The organism is Streptomyces flaveolus, assembly GCF_044765825.1.
GTDB lineage: Bacteria > Actinomycetota > Actinomycetes > Streptomycetales > Streptomycetaceae > Streptomyces > Streptomyces flaveolus.
In genome coordinates this window covers 594189-610093 of the sequence record NZ_JBIWKU010000004.1, presented here as the reverse complement: position 1 = coordinate 610093, position 15905 = coordinate 594189, and the positions used below count along the sequence as shown (strand labels likewise).

The following is a 15905-nucleotide window of genomic DNA, read 5'->3' as shown; positions in this document are numbered from 1 at the left end:
TCCGGTCATTTCCGGGCGGGGTAATCATCGCGGCGACACGGCGTCCGCGCAGTGCGGACGCCGATGCACTGCCCCAAAGGAGATATGACATGGCTGCTGGTACCGTGAAGTGGTTCAACGCGGAAAAGGGCTTCGGCTTCATCGAGCAGGACGGTGGCGGCGCCGATGTGTTCGCCCACTACTCGAACATCGCCGCGCAGGGCTTTCGTGAGCTGCTCGAGGGCCAGAAGGTGAACTTCGACATCGCGCAGGGCCAGAAGGGCCCGACGGCCGAGAACATCGTTCCGGCCTGACGCTCACGCGCAATCCGTAGCTGGGGCCCGCATCCTTCGGGGTGCGGGCCCCAGCTGCACGCGTATCCCGCAGCGGCTTTCGCCCGCGGGACGACCCGGAGGAACCCGCAGTACCACCACAAGCGGTTCGTCCCCCAGGGCGCAGGCGCGTCCTGAAGCGCTGCATCGCAGCGGGCGCCCGGATCTCAAGGTCCCCATCGCGTCACCTATTTCAGCACCTGTGCCCACGGATGTTTCCGCCGGCCAGATCTGCTTTCTTTTGCCACCGGTCCATACTTGTAATTCTCCGTGCCGTTCATCGCGGCGGGAATTCCTTGATATGTGCCACATCGAGGAAGGTTCCGCATGAACCGCACGTACACGAACGACCGCCCCGCCCGCTCCCGTGACGGCAGTGCCGACGCCGGAAGGGGCGGCGGTTACGGCTCGCAGACATCGCGCCGTTCCGGCGGGCCTGCCCGTTCTGGCGGTTACGGCCGTCGGCCCGCCGCAGTGCAGGGTGAGTTCGCGCTGCCCAGGACGATCACCCCCGCGCTGCCCGCCGTCGAGGGTTTCGCCGATCTCGACATGCCTGAGCAGTTGCTGGCTGAACTCGGCCGGCAGGGTGTGACCGTGCCGTTCCCGATCCAGGGAGCGACGCTGCCGAACTCCCTGGCGGGCCGTGACGTCCTGGGTCGCGGCCGCACCGGTTCCGGCAAGACCCTCGCCTTCGGCCTCGCTCTGCTCGCCCGCACCGCCGGACAGCGTGCCGAGCCCCGTCAGCCGCTGGGGCTGATCCTGGTACCGACGCGTGAGCTGGCACAGCAGGTGACCGACGCGCTGACCCCGTACGCCCGCTCCGTGCGGCTGCGGCTGGCCACGGTGGTGGGCGGCATGTCGATCGGTAGGCAGGCCAGTGCGCTGCGCGGCGGAGCCGAGGTCCTCGTCGCGACGCCGGGGCGGCTCAAGGACCTCATCGACCGCGGCGAATGCCGGCTGAACCACGTGGGCATCACGGTGCTGGACGAGGCCGACCAGATGGCCGACATGGGCTTCATGCCCCAGGTCACCGCGCTGCTGGACCAGGTGCGCCCGGAGGGGCAGCGGATGCTGTTCTCCGCCACCCTGGACCGCAACGTCGACCTGCTGGTGCGCCGCTACCTGACCGACCCCGTCGTGCATTCCGTCGACCCGTCGGCCGGTGCGGTCACGACGATGGAGCACCACGTCCTGCACGTCCACGGCGCGGACAAGCACGCGGCCACGACCCAGATCGCCGCCCGCGACGGTCGCGTGATCATGTTCCTGGACACCAAGCACGCCGTCGACCGGCTCACCCAGGACCTGCTCAACAGCGGGGTACGGGCCGCGGCGCTGCACGGCGGCAAGTCGCAGCCGCAGCGCACCCGCACGCTGGCGCAGTTCAAGACGGGGCACGTCACCGTGCTGGTGGCGACCAATGTCGCGGCGCGCGGCATCCACGTCGACAACCTCGACCTCGTCGTCAACGTCGACCCGCCGACCGACCACAAGGACTACCTCCACCGCGGCGGCCGTACCGCCCGCGCCGGCGAGTCCGGCAGCGTCGTCACCCTGGTCACGCCGAACCAGCGCCGCGGCATGGTCCGTCTGATGTCGGACGCCGGAATCCGTCCGCAGACCACCCAGATCCGCTCGGGCGACGAGGCCCTGAACCGGATCACCGGCGCCCAGGCCCCGTCCGGCATCCCGGTCGTCATCACCGCACCGGTGGTCGAACGCCCCAAGCGCAGCGCCACCTCCCGAGGCCGACGCAGCCCCGCCTCGGCGGCCCGGCGCACGCCCGTGCGCCGGTCTGTCGTCGGCGCGGTGGCCTAGAACTTTTAGTGATCAGGAAGCCGACCCATCTCTGCAGGAGGCACCTTTTGACGCTGATTCAGACGCAGTCCCGCCCGGCGGACGCCGACCCCGCGCACAGGACAGCGGTGGAGGTCATGGACGCGGCCGGACCGCAGGTCTGTGACGACATGAGCGTCGAGGTGGCGCTGGCCGTCATGGCCGCTGCCCGCACGGCCCGACTGGTCGTCTGCGACCAGGACGGCCAGTGCACCGGTCTGGTCACCTGGACCGAGCTCGCCGCCGTCCGTGACAGCTCCGACTACACGGACCGTGCCCGCCTGCGCGACATCCTCGGCGACCACGGTTCGTTCGCCTCACCCGTGACCACGATGGCCGAAGCCGAGCACGCGATGCGCACCCGCCGGCTCGGTGTCCTGCCGGTGGTCGACGAGCAAGGCAGCGCCGTGGGCGTCCTCGCCCTCTCCCGCTGAAACACCTCGCCCCTGGTCGGACCGTTCTCCCCTTATCCCTGTGAGGCCACATGCGCTGCGTCATCGCCCGCTTCCCCTTCGAGCTCACCAAGGGCGGCGTGCTGGAATCGATGAAGGGCATCAAGCCCGAACCGGTCACCGGCGAATCGGTGATCATCGGCCGCCGCCACTACCCCGTCAAGCAGGTCGGCCAGGTCATCACGCGCCAGGACCGACGTGACTTCAGCGCCGCCGAAGTCCTGCGGGCCATGGCTCAGCTCGGTTTCACCTGCCGCGCCGTTCCCAAGGCAGCGCCCCTGGGCATTCTCAGCCCGATGCAGCACGCTTCCGCGATGCTCGGCACCCCCGTCACGGTCTGACCGGGTAAACAGACACGAGCCGAAACCTGAGCAGCAATGTGGGCCCGACCGGTACGCCGGTCGGGCCCACACCGCGTGCAGCCGGTTCCCGTCACCGTTGCCCTGCAGGATCCGCGCGACAGGGAAGTGCAGACGCGCGGGCGGCCCGTCCTCCTTCACGGGGGCGTCGAAGACGGCGGCGAACTCGCCCAAGCGGGCGGAACCCCTCAGCACATCCGACACCCTCTGCCTCCACACCGCTTCGGCAGCCAGCCGACCGGTGATGGCAGCGCCACCGGTGGCGACGGCCAGGGTGGTTGCTCTGGCCGGACTCCACCAGGGCGGCAACGTCAACCAGCAACTCGTCAGGCGCGGCATGGGGCGGCCCGTGTTGGCCGGCCATCCGGCTGCTTGAGCGGTGACGTTACCGGGCAAGTAAGGCGCTCACGGTCTTGCCGCCGGAGGCCCGGCTGGTGACCGCCGTGGCGTGGGCGAGGCCGGTGACCATGGGCCGGCCGAAGCCCCCGGTACCGCCGTTCGGGTCAGGGGTGAGCATGCGCGGCACATGCCGACTGGGATCGTGAACGGCGACCTCGATGGCGTCGGGGTCGCAGTCAGTTCCAGTGTCCAGCGGCCCCCACCGTGGCGCCAGGCATCGGTGACGAGCTCGGACACGACCAAGACCACCGTGTCCGACGCGACAGGAGCCACGGTCGACTGCGGCGCCAGCAATCACCGTGATCATCAGGGTCACCCTGATCTGTGAATCGTCCATGCCCCCGCCCTGGCTACCCGCCCCCTGTGCCCCACCCTCCACCTGCCAACCCCGCAGAGCCCCAGTGCTTGCCTGAAGGGGGCAGAGGACCACGGCCGACGCATGACGGCACCTGCTGCCGTGAGCCCGTGTCTCCGCAGCCCGCGGACTGCTCAAGTCAGGGGCCGTGCGGGTTCGCCACCCCGGGATCGTCGAGGGCGGCGCAGGGCCTCGTGCCGGACTCGACAACGGCCGACCTGCGGGACGTCACAGCCGGAAACATCAGTCCCGGTCGGCGACCGTACGCTCAGCCGGCCGTGCTGCGCGGCGGGGGCCACTAAGAACTCCTATCGAAATGACTTCAGGCGTCGCCAGCAGATGAGCGCGCAGGCCAGGGTGAGGAAGGCTTCGTGGATGTCGTCGCGGATCTCCCAGCGGATCCGCAGGCGGCGGAACCCGTGCAGGTGGGCGAACGCGCGCTCCACGACCCAGCGTTGGGTGCCGAGCCCGGAGCCATGCTCGGTGCCCCTGCGGGCGATCCGCGGCTTCACGCCGAGATCCCAGACCAGGCGGCGGTACTTGTCGTGGTCGTAGCCGCGGTCGGCCAGCACCACGTCCGGGCGGCGCCGTGGCCGGCCGCGCTTGCCCCGCACCGGCGGCACGGCCTGCAAGAGCGGGATCAGCTGGGTGACGTCGTTGCGGTGGCCGCCCGTGAGGGTGGCGGCGAGCGGGATGCCGGTGGCATCGGTGATCAAGTGGTGTTTGCTGCCCGTCCTGCCCCGGTCGACGGGGCTTCGTCCGGTCTTGGCTCCCCCTTTAACGCGCGGATGTGGGAGCCGTCGACCGCTGCCCGGGAGAAGTCCAGGAGATTCGCGCTGCGGAGCTTGGCGAGAAGGACCTCGTGCAGCCGGGGCCACACCCCGGCCTCGGTCCACTCGGCCAGGCGGCGCCAGCAGGTCATGCCGGAACCGAAGCCGAGTTCCTGCGGCAGGTGTTCCCAGGCGATCCCGGTGTGCAGAACGAACAGGATGCCCTGGAACACCAGCTGGTCCGGGTGCCGCTTGCGCCCGGGATGCCGGGCCCGACGCTCCACCTGCGGCAGCAGCGGCTCGATCACCGCCCACAGCTCGTCATCGACTTCCCACGGCTTCGGCCGCGCCACCCCACACCTCCGGATCATCGGTCCCGGAGTGATCCAACCACCTCGAAGATCATTCTGTTAGGAGTTCTAAGAACTCCTATCGAAATGACTTCAGGCGTCGCCAGCAGATGAGCGCGCAGGCCAGGGTGAGGAAGGCTTCGTGGATGTCGTCGCGGATCTCCCAGCGGATCCGCAGGCGGCGGAACCCGTGCAGGTGGGCGAACGCGCGCTCCACGACCCAGCGTTGGGTGCCGAGCCCGGAGCCATGCTCGGTGCCCCTGCGGGCGATCCGCGGCTTCACGCCGAGATCCCAGACCAGGCGGCGGTACTTGTCGTGGTCGTAGCCGCGGTCGGCCAGCACCACGTCCGGGCGGCGCCGTGGCCGGCCGCGCTTGCCCCGCACCGGCGGCACGGCCTGCAAGAGCGGGATCAGCTGGGTGACGTCGTTGCGGTGGCCGCCCGTGAGGGTGGCGGCGAGCGGGATGCCGGTGGCATCGGTGATCAAGTGGTGTTTGCTGCCCGTCCTGCCCCGGTCGACGGGGCTTCGTCCGGTCTTGGCTCCCCCTTTAACGCGCGGATGTGGGAGCCGTCGACCGCTGCCCGGGAGAAGTCCAGGAGATTCGCGCTGCGGAGCTTGGCGAGAAGGACCTCGTGCAGCCGGGGCCACACCCCGGCCTCGGTCCACTCGGCCAGGCGGCGCCAGCAGGTCATGCCGGAACCGAAGCCGAGTTCCTGCGGCAGGTGTTCCCAGGCGATCCCGGTGTGCAGAACGAACAGGATGCCCTGGAACACCAGCTGGTCCGGGTGCCGCTTGCGCCCGGGATGCCGGGCCCGACGCTCCACCTGCGGCAGCAGCGGCTCGATCACCGCCCACAGCTCGTCATCGACTTCCCACGGCTTCGGCCGCGCCACCCCACACCTCCGGATCATCGGTCCCGGAGTGATCCAACCACCTCGAAGATCATTCTGTTAGGAGTTCTTAGTGCGCCGGACCGAGCCTCGGAGCTGCTTGAACCATCTGGGGGCCGGTCGAGGCAGACCGGTCGAGGCGAGCTACCTCATCTTCGAGCACGCGGAAATCTATCCCAGCCGGAGTAGACATTGGGCGGCGGTGTAGTTATGGTTTCTCTCGTAGTCGAGATCGAGCAAGGCCCGGCAGACATGAACTGCCGGGCAGTATCACGCAGTTGCAGTTGGCATGACGGTGCGGTGGTGGAGTTCCGAAGCCAGAGTGGTCGTAGGACGGCGACGGGACTGACGACCGGACCGGGTGGCCCGCAGTGATCAGGGGCCGCCATCAGCAGCACCGCAGTGGCAGTGCCAGTAAGTGAAGTTCGCAGTACCCAGCAGTGAAGTCGGTGGCAGTACCTCGGTGAAGGCGTCGGCTGCGGGCGCGCGCACCGGGAGGTTCGGCAGTGGAGTTCCAAGCCAGAGCAGACGCAGGACGGGCGACGGGGCCGGCTGCCGAAGAGTGGCGCTGTTCGAGGCCACCAGCAGTTCGCAGTTTCGGTTAGTGAGTAGTTGATCAAGAGGGAAGAACGGAGGAGCCGAGCGCCATCAGGATCGCCCGGGCGGAAGTCTTGGACCCGGGTACCGCAGGACATCGATAGTGAGGTGGTCTCCGGTCGAGCAACCGCGATCCCCGCACTCCCGGCAGCGTTTCGGTCGGGTCTGCGGAAACAGAGGGCCGGTGCAGTATCAGGGCCGGCAGATGGTGTAGTAGTTCCTTCGGGCCCTGGTGCCAGTACGGCGCCAGGGCCCCTCGGCGCGTTCCACAGAGAGGTGCAATGACAGCGGACGACACGTTCGGCCGTCTCGATGACGACGACTACCCCGCCTACACCATGGGCCGGGCCGCCGAGATGCTCGGCACCACACAGGGCTTCCTGCGCGCCCTCGGCGAAGCCCGCCTCATCACCCCGCTGCGCTCCGCGGGCGGACACCGCCGTTACTCCCGCTACCAGCTGCGCATCGCCGCCCGCGCCCGGGAACTCGTCGACCAGGGCACCCCCATCGAGGCCGCCTGTCGCATCATCATCCTCGAGGACCAGCTCGAAGAAGCCCAGCGCCTCAACGCCGAATACCGCCGCGCCGCGGAGACGGCGAACCCGACCGCAGCAGCGTGAGACGAGCGTGCCCGTGCACGTCGGCGGGCACCGCACGCATGGTCTGCCGTGCGGCGTGATCGTTCCTGTGGTGACGCGGCGTGTGGGCGTGTAGCGTTGTGTGTCAGCTGTCGTGGTTCGGAATTTCCCCCTGCCCGCGCCTTTGGTGTGGGCGTTTTGCTGTGCTGTGCCGCAGGGACCAGGGCGATCACCTCCGCCTGCCACATGGAGTGGGAGGCGTTCATCGACTGGAAGGCATGAGACATGGCTACGGGAACTGTGAAGTGGTTCAACGCGGAGAAGGGCTTCGGCTTCATCGCCCAGGACGGCGGCGGCCCGGACGTCTTCGCGCACTACTCCGCGATCAACTCCTCGGGCTTTCGTGAGCTCCAGGAGGGCCAGGCCGTGACGTTCGACGTCACCCAGGGCCAGAAGGGTCCGCAGGCCGAGAACATCAACCTGGTCTGACCTCGCAGACCTGCCCGAGGGATCGCGCACACTGCGTCCGGGGAGCGCCACCCGTGTGGGCTTTGCCGCCCACCGGGCGAAGCGCCTGCTCTCGTGCCGGGCGTGCACAGGATCAGGGGCCGCGCAGCCATTGCTGCGCGGCCCTGATGTGTTGAGGCGAGTGCGACCTCGGCCGAACTTCTTGATCGCAGTTGCTTCGAGCGTCGTACGGTTCGGGTGCCGTATGCCCTGCGCCTCGGTTCGCGCAGTCTGGAGCAGTAGAGGGTCAGGTGCCCGTCCAGGCGGCGAGGAAGGCTTGCCGTCCATCCGGATCGTCCCATCTGCGGTCCGCATGCAGAACGCGCCAGGCGGTGAGCTCGAGATCTCGGAGCCACAACTCGCCGATGACCTGTGTCTTGAGGTCAGGCAAATGGTCGGACTCGGCGAGGGCTTGACCGATCACCTCCCCGGCCGCTACGCGCTGGGGCGGAGTCATCTCATCGATGGCCGAGAGGATCTGCCTGGCCAGGGCGGTTCCCTCTCCTTCCAGAGAACGCAGCACCTGAGCCTTCATGTTGACGGGTAGCAGGTACGCGGTGCCCGACGACCTCCACAGGTCCGACCAGAAGCGTTCTCCCGCCTTGGTGGGGGCAGGCAGCGCGGCCAGCAGCCCGAGGAGATGGCCGGTGGCCGCATAGCCGTCGGAGTGGGCGGCCGCGACGACTGCGATGCCGGCGACGCCCTCCACATCGAGCTGGCCGGCCTCGAGATGCGGAGCCAGGTCCAGTTGGTGTTCCAACTGGTCTGCGAGGGCGGTGGATACGTGCGGGCGGACCTCAGGAAGCATCGGCGATCCTTGCGCTTAGGTGAGCGGAGATGCCCGTTCGGAAGTCCTGATCTTTCCCATGGCCGGTCGTTCTACTCGGCTTCGGCAGGCCCAATTGGCGGGAGGGTCGACAGGGCTGGAGTTCACGCGGCGGCGAGCCGGCCCGGGCCCGGCTGTCGGCGGCGTGGCTCTGGACCGACCTCCCGTGGATGCTGCCGGAGTGAGGTCTTTTAGCATGACCGCATTGCTGTCAGTAACGCCCAGTCGCCCGAGGGAGAACGAGAAGCTGTGTCCCGTGATGCCGCTGACGTCGAATACGGTCACGCCGCCTCAGCGCGTGGAGAGCGCCGTGGAGACGGGCTACCCGACGGATCGCGAGGCGGACACGCAGGGGAGAAGGGTCACTCGGTTTCCGCCCTGGTGGAGCGGGCGGCCGACCTGGCCGAACCGATCAAGCCGAAATTGCGTGGCTGGCTCCATGCCGGAATGGTCCCCGCCGCACTGATCGCGGGCGTCGTACTCATCTGCCTGGCCCGTACTCCGCAAGCAGTCCTGGCCTGCGCCGTGTACTCGGTCACCGCCTGGCTGCTGTTCGCAACGAGCGCCGTCTACCACCGCGGCACCTGGGGACCACTGGGCGAGGCTCTTCTACGACGGCTCGACCACGCCAACATCTTCCTGATCATCGCGGGCACGTGCACCCCCCTGGCCGTGCTGCTCCTCCGGCCTGAGGAGCGGTCGATGCTGCTGTGGATCGTGTGGACGGGAGCAGTGGCCGGCATCGTGTTCCGGGTCCTGTGGGTCGGAGCTCCGCGCTGGCTGTACACCCCGTGTTACCTGGCCCTGGGGTGGGCACCGGTACGCTACCTGCCCGACTTCCTGCATACTGGCGGAGCAGCCGTAGTCGTCCTGATCATTGTCGGCGGTCTCCTCTACAGCGCGGGCGCGGTCGTCTACGCCCTCCAGCGGCCCGACCCCTCACCCCGCTGGTTCGGCTACCACGAGGTCTTCCACGCCCTGACCGTGGCAGCCTTCACCGCGCACTACATCGCCATCTCCCTGGCCACCTACTGAGGGCGCGGCGACGAGTATTGCCTCGCTCGCTGTTGATGCTTCCTCCAACTTCCCCCACCACCCGAGCTGTTCCGCACGTGCGCGCGCCTCGCCCCGCACGACGGTGGGGGAGACGAGGACGCGGTGGCTCAGGCCACCTACCTGACGTTGCGCGTGCTGGCCGAGCGCGTCGAGCAGCTCACCGGGCAGATCGATGAGCTGAACCAGCGCCTGACCCGGGTCGTCGTACGCCACGCCCCACAGCTGCTCGAGCGGGTGGGCATCGGTCCGGACAGCGCTGTCACGCTCCTGATCACCATGGGAGACAACCCCGATCGGCTGAACACCGAGGCGTCCTTGGCTGCCCTTTGCGGAGTCAGCCCCCCATGGAGTACTCATCCGGCCGACGGAACCGGCTCAACCACGGCGGCGACCGCCAGGCGAACGCGGCCCTGCACCGCATCGTCTTCACCCGCCTGCGCCACGACTGCGCACCCAGGCGTACTACGAACGCCGCAGCCAGTAAGGCAAGACCCGACGCGACGTCATCCGATGCCTCAAGCGATATGCCGCCCACGAGATGTTCAACCTGGTCAGACCGGTTTCCCGCACCCCCCGCGTTAGAGGGGCGTGTGATCGCTCATGACAGGGATTCCCATCGGATCGCTGCGCGGGGGGCTGCGTAGACGGGGACCAAAACGTCAGCGTCTGACTGTATTGGACGCGAACTCCTCCGGGCGAGCATCGGAAAGAGCAGGTCCTTCCAGTTTTCGGCCAGGATCGAGAGCGCAGCGTCAGCCTCCCCGTGCTCCTCGCGGATGAGGCGTTCGGTGACCTCGTCACGCAGCAGGGCACAGATTCCCGCGATGCGCTTGATCAGTTCGTTGATGCTGTCGTGGACGATGGGCGCCGGCAGGAAGAAGTGCGTGAGGGCACGCTCGAACCCGGTGTCCGCGACGACAAGTTGCCGACTACCGGAATCAAGGTCTCCGACCAGGATTCCGGTCGGCCCGACCTGTACGCCGAAACGGTAGACCGCCCACTGGTATCCGTCGGTGTACAGCACATTGTGGAGTGCCTTGATCTTCTCCCACTGCTTGCGGTCGTGGCTCTTCACCGACCACTTCTCCGGATCGGCCCCCGAACCCGGCTGCTTCAGTTCGACGTGTCCCATGGTCCTGCCGCCGCAGGCGATGGCGAAGTCGGGCCGGATCCCGAGTTCCTTGATACGACTCTGACCGTGGGCGATGAGCTCGAGGCGTTGCCGCGGGGCCATGCCGCGCAGCAGATGCTCCACAGGCGCGGCCAGGCTGTCCTCCTTACTGCTGACCGCCCCTGCGGGACCTTGCAGCTGTCGTACCTTTTCCCGCCCAGGCGTTCCCTCTTGCCATCGGCCCCCCAAGGCTGCACCCACGCCGCCGATCACACCCATACAGAATGCCCATGACATCTCAAGCAGCGCACACCAGTGGATGGTTAATTGGTGACAAGCCGCCAAAACCTCGCGTGCGGATGTCGATTGGAGCGTGAGCCGGGAGTGCGTCCCGGGGGCCGGCCAACTGTCGCGCCCTGATTCTCAGTCGCCCGGCCGATGCCGGGAGACAGTCGATACCACCGGCCGCACGCTGCTGACCAGCGCATCGGCCTCTGTGTTCAGGTCGCGTTCAGGTTCGGCCGAGCCTCGGGCAACTCCCTGTACCGGAACCGCCAAAACTCTGGCAAAGGGGTCTGGAGCGAGAGCCGAGCACCATGTCATGGTGCCTGCCATGTCGACTGATCACCTCACTCAGAACCGGCCTGCGGGCCACATTCGTCACGCGGCAAGCAAGGTGCCGGAGGTGACCGTCTACTTCTGGATCATCAAGGTGCTGACCACCGGGATGGGCGAGACGGCATCCGACTTCCTGGCCCACCTCCTCGGCCCGATCCCCGCTGTCGGCCTTGCCGGCATCGCCCTGGTGGCCGCTGTGGCGGTGCAGTTCGCCGTCCGCCGGTACGTGGCCTAAATCTACTGGACGGCGATCGTCATGGTCAGCGTGTTCGGCACGATGGCCGCCGACGTCCTGCACGTCGGCCTCGGCGTGCCGTACACGCTCTCGACTCCGTTCTTCATGGCCGCGCTGGCCGCCGTCTTCGCCCTCTGGCACCGCAGCGAGGGCACCCTATCCATCCACAGCATCCACACCCGGCGCCGCGAGACCTTCTACTGGGCCGCCGTGCTGGCCACGTTCGCGCTGGGCACCGCCGCCGGCGACCTCACCGCCACGATCGGTCTCGGCTACCTGGGCTCCGCCGTGCTGTACGCCGCCGCTATCGCTGTCCCGGCCGTCGCTCACCGGTGGGGGAGCTTGAACGCGGTGGCCGCGTTCTGGGCCGCGTACGTCATCACCCGCCCGCTCGGCGCCTCCGTCGCCGACTGGATGGCCGTCGGCCACGGCAGGGGCGGACTCGACCTGGGCCTGGGGCCGGTCACGCTGTCCTGGACGGTGGCGATCCTCGGCTTCGTCGGCTACCTGGCCGTCTCCCGTAAGGACGTCCAGCGCGGCATCACGCCGTGATGCTCCGGTGGCGTCGAGTGCGGCGTGGTCACCCGGCAGGCAGGCTGACCACGAACCGTGCCCCGGGAGCGTGTCCGGGGTCGTAGGCCACCTCGCCGCCGGCGGAGCGGGCCAGACGTCGCGCCAGCGGCAGTCCCAGGCCCGCTCCGCCGTGTCCGTCGCCGGGATCCGCGCGCCGGCCGGGCTCGAAGAGCTGTCCGGCGAACGGGGGCGGTACGCCGGGGCCGTCGTCGATGACGTCGATGCGTACGCCGTCGGGTGTGCGGTAGGCGTGGACGGCGATGTTGGAGCGGGCGTATCGGCAGGCGTTGGTCAGAAGCGGGCTGACGATGCGTTCGAGGAGGGCGGGTGGGACTCCGGCCTCCAGAGGTGGGCCGTCGACGGCGACCGTCAAGTGACTCGACACGTCGAGGACTTCGGTGAGGTGTCGCAGCGTGGGGAGGACCTCGGCGGTGCCGGGAGCGGTGAGTGCCCCGCGGGCGTCGTCGAGGAGGGTGTCGCAGATGGTGCGCATGGACTGGGCGGCTTCCGCGATGACCTTGTGGGTGGCGTGGGTCTGGTCGGCGGTGCGCGGGTGGGTCCGCCACCAGTCGAGTTCGGCGATGATCCGGCTGAGGGGTGTGCGCAGCTCGTGCGAGAGTTCCCCGGTGAGCTGGCGCTCGTGGCGCAGGAGGGTGCGGATGCGGTCGAGTATGGCGTCCAGCGAGGTGCCGAGGCGCGCGAGTTCGGCCGGGTGCCGCGTATGGCCGAAGCGTTCTTCGGAGGCGACGGCGCTCCACTGGGTGGCCTGGTCGGTCATCGTGCGGACCGGGCGCAGCGCGCGGCCTACCGCCAGCCGGGTCAGGGCGTAGGTGCAGGCGAGCATCATGACGTCCAGTGCGAGCGATCCCAGGAGCAGGGTGTCGGCCGAACTGCGGTAGGGGGAGAGGTCGAGCGCGGTGACCACCAGAGCTCCGCTCTTGTCCGCGGACACCGGCTGCGAGCACAGCCGGAGAGGGCCGTCCACGTCGGCGGTGACGCACCGCCGCCCGCCGCGCCCGGCGAGGGCGTCGGCGACGTGGGTGAGGGGGCCGGCGTTCGGGGGCTCTTCCAGCAGGCGTCCGTCGGCGTAGATCCACACGTTCGTGTCGAGGAGAGTGTCGTTGGAGGTCTCCAGGACACGTACGGTCGTGGCGGTGGTGTCGATGGTCGTCGCGACGGCGGCGGCGCGGGTGTGCAGCTCGTCGTCCGCCTGGTGCTGGAGGCGGTGCTGGGCCACGGCGTTGAAGGCGACGGTGAGGACCAGCATCAGCAGCGCGGCCGTGGTGAGGGCCACGAGGGAGAGCCGGCCGCGCAGCGTGCGGGGCGCCAGACGGTGGAGGAAGGCGGTCACGGCGGCCCGCAGCCGGTGGCGGATTCCGCTCATGACAGGCGGTGGCCGATCCCGCGGGCCGTGCCGATCGTCCGGTCGCTGCCCGCCTCGCGCAGCTTTCGGCGCAGGCGGGTCAGGTACTGGTCGAGGGTGTTGTCGTGGACTTGGGCGCCCTCGGGCCAGCCCGCCCGGACGAGCTCGCGGCGGCGCACGATACCGCCGGAAGCCGCCATGAGAGCGGCCAGGAGACGGAACTCGGTCGGTGTCAGGTCGACCGGGGTGCCTCGGACGCTGACCACGTGCCGGACGGCGTCCAGTGCCATGTCTCCCAGTGTGGCGGCAGGCGGCAACGCGGCCCGTTTGAGGGCTGCCCGCAGGCGGGCAGCGAGTTCGGTGAGGTGGAACGGCTTGGGCAGGTAGTCGTCGCCTCCGGCCGAGAACCCGGACAGCCGGTCGCTCAGCCGGTGGTGGGCGGTCAGGAAGATGACGGGGGAGAGGAATCCGTTCGCGCGCATCGCCTGGCACACGTCCCTCCCGTCGGCGTCGGGCAGCCCGATGTCGAGCACGGCGGCGGAGATGCCGGGGGTGGCAAGTCGGAGGGCGGTGGCGCCGTCCGGTGCGGAGACGGGGTCGAAGTCCTCGTCGCGCAGTCCGCGCATCAGCACGTCACGCAGGGCGTGATCGTCCTCGACGACCAGGATCGTCCGGCGCATGGTCCTCCCTCTGCTCTCGTGCCGCGTTCGTCTGTGCCGGTGCCGTGTGCGTTCGGCCCCCTGCTGTGCTGCCCGTCGGTTCTGCCGTCCCGCGCGCCGAGTCCGTGTCCGTGTCCATCGTGCCGGGGGTCCATCGGTCGGGAAGCCAGCGGGCCACGGCGCTCAGATAAAGGCCAACCCACCCGAGGGCGAACAGCCAGCCGCCGACGACGTCGGTGAACCAGTGCACTCCGAGGTAGACGCGGGTCAGCCCGACCAGCGCGCCCCAGCCGCCGATGACCAGGGTGAGCACAGCCCTGCCACGCGGGCCGCGTATGCGGAGGGCGATGATCAGCAGTCCCGCGGTGAGGGCCGCCGTGGTGGTGTGACCGGACGGGAACGCCCATCCCGAGGCATGCGTCGCCCAGTCCGTCAGGGGTGGTCGCGGCCGGGCGACGAGTGCCATCACCGCGTACCGCAGCGCCTGGCCCGCACCGAGGCAGCCCAGACAGAGCGCGACGGCGAGCGCGCGCTGCCGTGGGGTGCGCCCCGCGATGAGCGCGGCCAGCACCGCCAGCGCGTACGGGACGACACCGGTCCCGGTATCGGTCAGCCCGCGGGCGAGCGCCACCGCCACGTCGGGCCGGTGTCCGACGGACCACGAGAGGAAGTCGGCGTCCGCGAACAGCGGTATGCCGTCGTGGCCCACCACGACCATGGTCAGCACGCCGAACGCCGTCCACGCTCCGAGTCCGCAGCTGCCGGCCAGCTCGGCGACCTCGTCGCGCTTCACGACACCACCAGCAGCGGACGCAGACGGGTGGCCGTGAGCCGCAGGGCTGCGGCCTCCGCACGCCTGCGCAGCGCCGACATGGCGAGCAGGGCGGCCACGGCGCCCACCACGACCCCGGCCAGCACGTCGTGGGGGTAGTGCGCGCCCACCCAGACACGCGAGACGGCCATCGCGCAGGCGGCTACCACGGCGACCGCGCCGAGTCGTCGGGAGACGAACAGCAGGGCGACGGCCGCCGCGGCGGCGATGGCCGCGTGGTTGCTGGGGAAGGACCAGTCGCCGGGCGCCGGACACGCCTCCAGCGTGGTCACCCGCAGGCTCTGGCAGGGCCGGTCCTCGCGCACCAGCAGCTTCAGCACCGCGTCCACGCCGAAGGCCACGACCACGACGAACGGCACGGCGAGCGCCGTCACGGACGCGGTGGCGCCCACACGCCGGGCGTGCCACCAGCCGACGGCCATGAGCACCGCGAACAGGACGAGCCCGTACGTCGACCAGGCCGACACCGTGTCGTCCAGCCAGACGGGGCAGCGCCGGGCGAGGTTCACCACGGCGGCGTAGGCCGAACCGTCGACCGACGAGCCGTCAAGGGCGATGATCATCCGCGTGCCTCCTTCGTCTTCGCGTCCCGGCGCGAGCGGTACACCTCGGAGGCGACCGGAATCAGCGACAGGCCCACGATCACCGCGACGATCGGCAGCAGATAGTGGTCCACGTTCGGCACGGAGGAGCCCAGCGCGTAGCCCGCCAGGGTGAGACCCAGGCTCCACACCAGCCCGCCGGCCACCTGCCAGACGGTGAACGTCCGCACCGGCACCCGCAGGGCGCCCGCCATCGGGTTCAGGACCGTGCGCACCACCGGAACGAAGCGGGCCAGGACGATCGCCTTCGCGTACCCGTAGCGTTCCAGCAACTCCTCCGCGCGTCTCGCCCCCTCGTGCAGGCGGGCCGAGCGGCTTCGGGCGAGCAGGGCGCCGCCCGCTCGACGGCCCAGAAGATATCCGCACTGTGAGCCGGTCAGCGCTCCCACCGCCGCGGCGACCAGGAGCGGGGCGAGCGACAGCTTCAGGCCGCTCTCGGCGCCCGTGCACAGCAGACCGGCCGTGAACAGCAGCGAGTCGCCCGGGAGGAAGAAGCCGATCAGCAGTCCGGTCTCGGCGAACAGCACCAGGCCCACGCCCAGCACGCCGAAGGCGGACAGCAGCGACCGGGCATCGAGCACGTTGACGGCGAGCTGCGACGATAGGTGCATGGCTGTGGTCATCG

17 protein-coding genes and 3 pseudogenes are annotated in these 15905 nt (G+C 69.4%); 9 read left to right on the top strand and 11 right to left on the bottom strand.

Annotation, left to right across the window (positions count from 1 at the left end):
- Window positions 1-89: 89 nt before the first annotated feature.
- The 4 genes from ACIRG6_RS15905 (at window position 90) to ACIRG6_RS15890 (ending at window position 2940) form a co-directional block, all read left to right on the top strand.
- Complete coding sequence (locus ACIRG6_RS15905) at window positions 90-293, top strand: cold-shock protein (protein WP_003973099.1); 204 nt, start codon at window positions 90-92, stop codon at window positions 291-293.
- Between the two features lie 345 nt (window positions 294-638).
- Window positions 639-2129 carry a DEAD/DEAH box helicase gene (locus ACIRG6_RS15900; protein ID WP_403323024.1) on the top strand — a complete coding sequence of 497 codons (1491 nt, stop codon included), beginning with the start codon at window positions 639-641 and terminating at the stop codon, window positions 2127-2129.
- A 47-nt stretch (window positions 2130-2176) separates the two neighbouring features.
- Window positions 2177-2581 carry a CBS domain-containing protein gene (locus ACIRG6_RS15895; RefSeq protein WP_403323021.1) on the top strand — a complete coding sequence of 135 codons (405 nt, stop codon included), beginning with the start codon at window positions 2177-2179 and terminating at the stop codon, window positions 2579-2581.
- 50 nt (window positions 2582-2631) lie between these two features.
- On the top strand, window positions 2632-2940 hold the full coding sequence (locus ACIRG6_RS15890; RefSeq protein ID WP_234545261.1) for an SCO5918 family protein: 309 nt from the start codon (window positions 2632-2634) through the stop codon (window positions 2938-2940).
- A 99-nt stretch (window positions 2941-3039) separates the two neighbouring features.
- Here ACIRG6_RS15890 and ACIRG6_RS15885 read toward each other — a convergent pair.
- From ACIRG6_RS15885 to ACIRG6_RS15870, 4 genes and pseudogenes are all read right to left on the bottom strand, one after another.
- Window positions 3040-3322, bottom strand: a pseudogene (locus ACIRG6_RS15885) (hypothetical protein); the annotation flags it as partial.
- Window positions 3323-3343: 21 nt separating this feature from the next.
- Window positions 3344-3630, bottom strand: a pseudogene (locus ACIRG6_RS15880) (ATP-binding protein); the annotation flags it as partial.
- A 390-nt stretch (window positions 3631-4020) separates the two neighbouring features.
- A protein-coding gene (locus ACIRG6_RS15875) for an IS5 family transposase (RefSeq protein WP_403323019.1) occupies window positions 4021-4853 on the bottom strand; the annotation gives its coding sequence in 2 pieces (ribosomal slippage) (window positions 4021-4493 and window positions 4493-4853; 834 coding nt in all).
- Window positions 4854-4911: 58 nt separating this feature from the next.
- Window positions 4912-5744 (bottom strand): IS5 family transposase gene (locus ACIRG6_RS15870; protein ID WP_403323019.1). Its coding sequence is split into 2 segments (ribosomal slippage): window positions 4912-5384 and window positions 5384-5744, totalling 834 coding nucleotides; the frame shifts between segments, so codons are not numbered across the junction.
- Between the two features lie 857 nt (window positions 5745-6601).
- On the opposite strand from ACIRG6_RS15870, the gene ACIRG6_RS15865 reads away from it, so the two are divergent.
- Both ACIRG6_RS15865 and ACIRG6_RS15860 read left to right on the top strand, forming a co-directional pair.
- Window positions 6602-6940, top strand: a complete 339-nt coding sequence (locus ACIRG6_RS15865; RefSeq protein ID WP_403323016.1) for a MerR family transcriptional regulator — start codon at window positions 6602-6604, stop codon at window positions 6938-6940.
- Between the two features lie 243 nt (window positions 6941-7183).
- Window positions 7184-7387, top strand: a complete 204-nt coding sequence (locus ACIRG6_RS15860; RefSeq protein ID WP_006143223.1) for a cold-shock protein — start codon at window positions 7184-7186, stop codon at window positions 7385-7387.
- 265 nt (window positions 7388-7652) lie between these two features.
- On the opposite strand, the gene ACIRG6_RS15855 is transcribed toward ACIRG6_RS15860, so the two are convergent.
- Window positions 7653-8213 (bottom strand): hypothetical protein, encoded by a 561-nt coding sequence (locus ACIRG6_RS15855; RefSeq protein ID WP_403323015.1) that lies wholly within the window; start codon window positions 8211-8213, stop codon window positions 7653-7655.
- A gap of 399 nt (window positions 8214-8612) precedes the next feature.
- Between ACIRG6_RS15855 and trhA the strand changes: the two genes are divergently transcribed.
- Both trhA and ACIRG6_RS15845 read left to right on the top strand, forming a co-directional pair.
- The gene (gene trhA, locus ACIRG6_RS15850) at window positions 8613-9266 is read left to right on the top strand and encodes a PAQR family membrane homeostasis protein TrhA (RefSeq protein WP_403323013.1); all 654 of its coding nucleotides are present in this window, start codon (window positions 8613-8615) and stop codon (window positions 9264-9266) included.
- A gap of 297 nt (window positions 9267-9563) precedes the next feature.
- Window positions 9564-9869 (top strand): hypothetical protein, encoded by a 306-nt coding sequence (locus ACIRG6_RS15845; protein ID WP_403323150.1) that lies wholly within the window; start codon window positions 9564-9566, stop codon window positions 9867-9869.
- Between the two features lie 16 nt (window positions 9870-9885).
- On the opposite strand, the gene ACIRG6_RS15840 is transcribed toward ACIRG6_RS15845, so the two are convergent.
- Entirely contained in the window at window positions 9886-10542 is a 657-nt protein-coding gene (locus ACIRG6_RS15840; RefSeq protein WP_403323012.1) for a hypothetical protein, read from the bottom strand.
- A 469-nt stretch (window positions 10543-11011) separates the two neighbouring features.
- Here ACIRG6_RS15840 and ACIRG6_RS15835 point away from each other — a divergent pair.
- Window positions 11012-11803: pseudogene (locus ACIRG6_RS15835) on the top strand (COG4705 family protein).
- Between the two features lie 28 nt (window positions 11804-11831).
- On the opposite strand, the gene ACIRG6_RS15830 reads toward ACIRG6_RS15835, so the two are convergent.
- Genes ACIRG6_RS15830 through ACIRG6_RS15810 form a run of 5 tightly spaced genes read right to left on the bottom strand, consistent with a single transcriptional unit; the run spans window position 11832 to window position 15903 of the window.
- Window positions 11832-13208 (bottom strand): sensor histidine kinase, encoded by a 1377-nt coding sequence (locus ACIRG6_RS15830; RefSeq protein ID WP_403323010.1) that lies wholly within the window; start codon window positions 13206-13208, stop codon window positions 11832-11834.
- Window positions 13205-13867 carry a response regulator transcription factor gene (locus ACIRG6_RS15825; RefSeq protein ID WP_403323007.1) on the bottom strand — a complete coding sequence of 221 codons (663 nt, stop codon included), beginning with the start codon at window positions 13865-13867 and terminating at the stop codon, window positions 13205-13207. Before ACIRG6_RS15825 ends, ACIRG6_RS15830 begins: the two co-directional genes overlap by 4 nt.
- A complete protein-coding gene (locus tag ACIRG6_RS15820) occupies window positions 13821-14639 on the bottom strand; it encodes a phosphatase PAP2 family protein (protein WP_403323004.1) in 819 nt (272 codons plus the stop codon). The genes ACIRG6_RS15825 and ACIRG6_RS15820 overlap by 47 nt, the downstream gene beginning before the upstream one ends.
- On the bottom strand, window positions 14636-15241 hold the full coding sequence (locus tag ACIRG6_RS15815) for a phosphatase PAP2 family protein (protein WP_403323002.1): 606 nt from the start codon (window positions 15239-15241) through the stop codon (window positions 14636-14638). Before ACIRG6_RS15815 ends, ACIRG6_RS15820 begins: the two co-directional genes overlap by 4 nt.
- Window positions 15238-15903: a DedA family protein gene (locus tag ACIRG6_RS15810; protein ID WP_403323000.1), complete on the bottom strand. Its 666-nt coding sequence runs from the start codon at window positions 15901-15903 to the stop codon at window positions 15238-15240. The genes ACIRG6_RS15815 and ACIRG6_RS15810 overlap by 4 nt, the downstream gene beginning before the upstream one ends.
- Window positions 15904-15905: the final 2 nt, after the last annotated feature.

Excerpts from the sequence above, each read along its gene's own strand:
- ACIRG6_RS15890 (WP_234545261.1), top strand. The coding sequence starts at position 2,632 with ATGCGCTGCGTCATCGCCCGCTTCCCCTTCGAGCTCACCAAGGGCGGC.
- ACIRG6_RS15900 (WP_403323024.1), top strand. The coding sequence starts at position 639 with ATGAACCGCACGTACACGAACGACCGCCCCGCCCGCTCCCGTGACGGC.
- ACIRG6_RS15865 (WP_403323016.1), top strand. The coding sequence starts at position 6,602 with ATGACAGCGGACGACACGTTCGGCCGTCTCGATGACGACGACTACCCC.
- ACIRG6_RS15815 (WP_403323002.1), bottom strand. The coding sequence starts at position 15,241 with ATGATCATCGCCCTTGACGGCTCGTCGGTCGACGGTTCGGCCTACGCC.
- ACIRG6_RS15810 (WP_403323000.1), bottom strand. The coding sequence starts at position 15,903 with ATGACCACAGCCATGCACCTATCGTCGCAGCTCGCCGTCAACGTGCTC.
- ACIRG6_RS15860 (WP_006143223.1), top strand. The coding sequence starts at position 7,184 with ATGGCTACGGGAACTGTGAAGTGGTTCAACGCGGAGAAGGGCTTCGGC.
- ACIRG6_RS15830 (WP_403323010.1), bottom strand. The coding sequence starts at position 13,208 with ATGAGCGGAATCCGCCACCGGCTGCGGGCCGCCGTGACCGCCTTCCTC.
- ACIRG6_RS15855 (WP_403323015.1), bottom strand. The coding sequence starts at position 8,213 with ATGCTTCCTGAGGTCCGCCCGCACGTATCCACCGCCCTCGCAGACCAG.
- ACIRG6_RS15845 (WP_403323150.1), top strand. The coding sequence starts at position 9,564 with ATGGGAGACAACCCCGATCGGCTGAACACCGAGGCGTCCTTGGCTGCC.
- ACIRG6_RS15905 (WP_003973099.1), top strand. The coding sequence starts at position 90 with ATGGCTGCTGGTACCGTGAAGTGGTTCAACGCGGAAAAGGGCTTCGGC.
- ACIRG6_RS15825 (WP_403323007.1), bottom strand. The coding sequence starts at position 13,867 with ATGCGCCGGACGATCCTGGTCGTCGAGGACGATCACGCCCTGCGTGAC.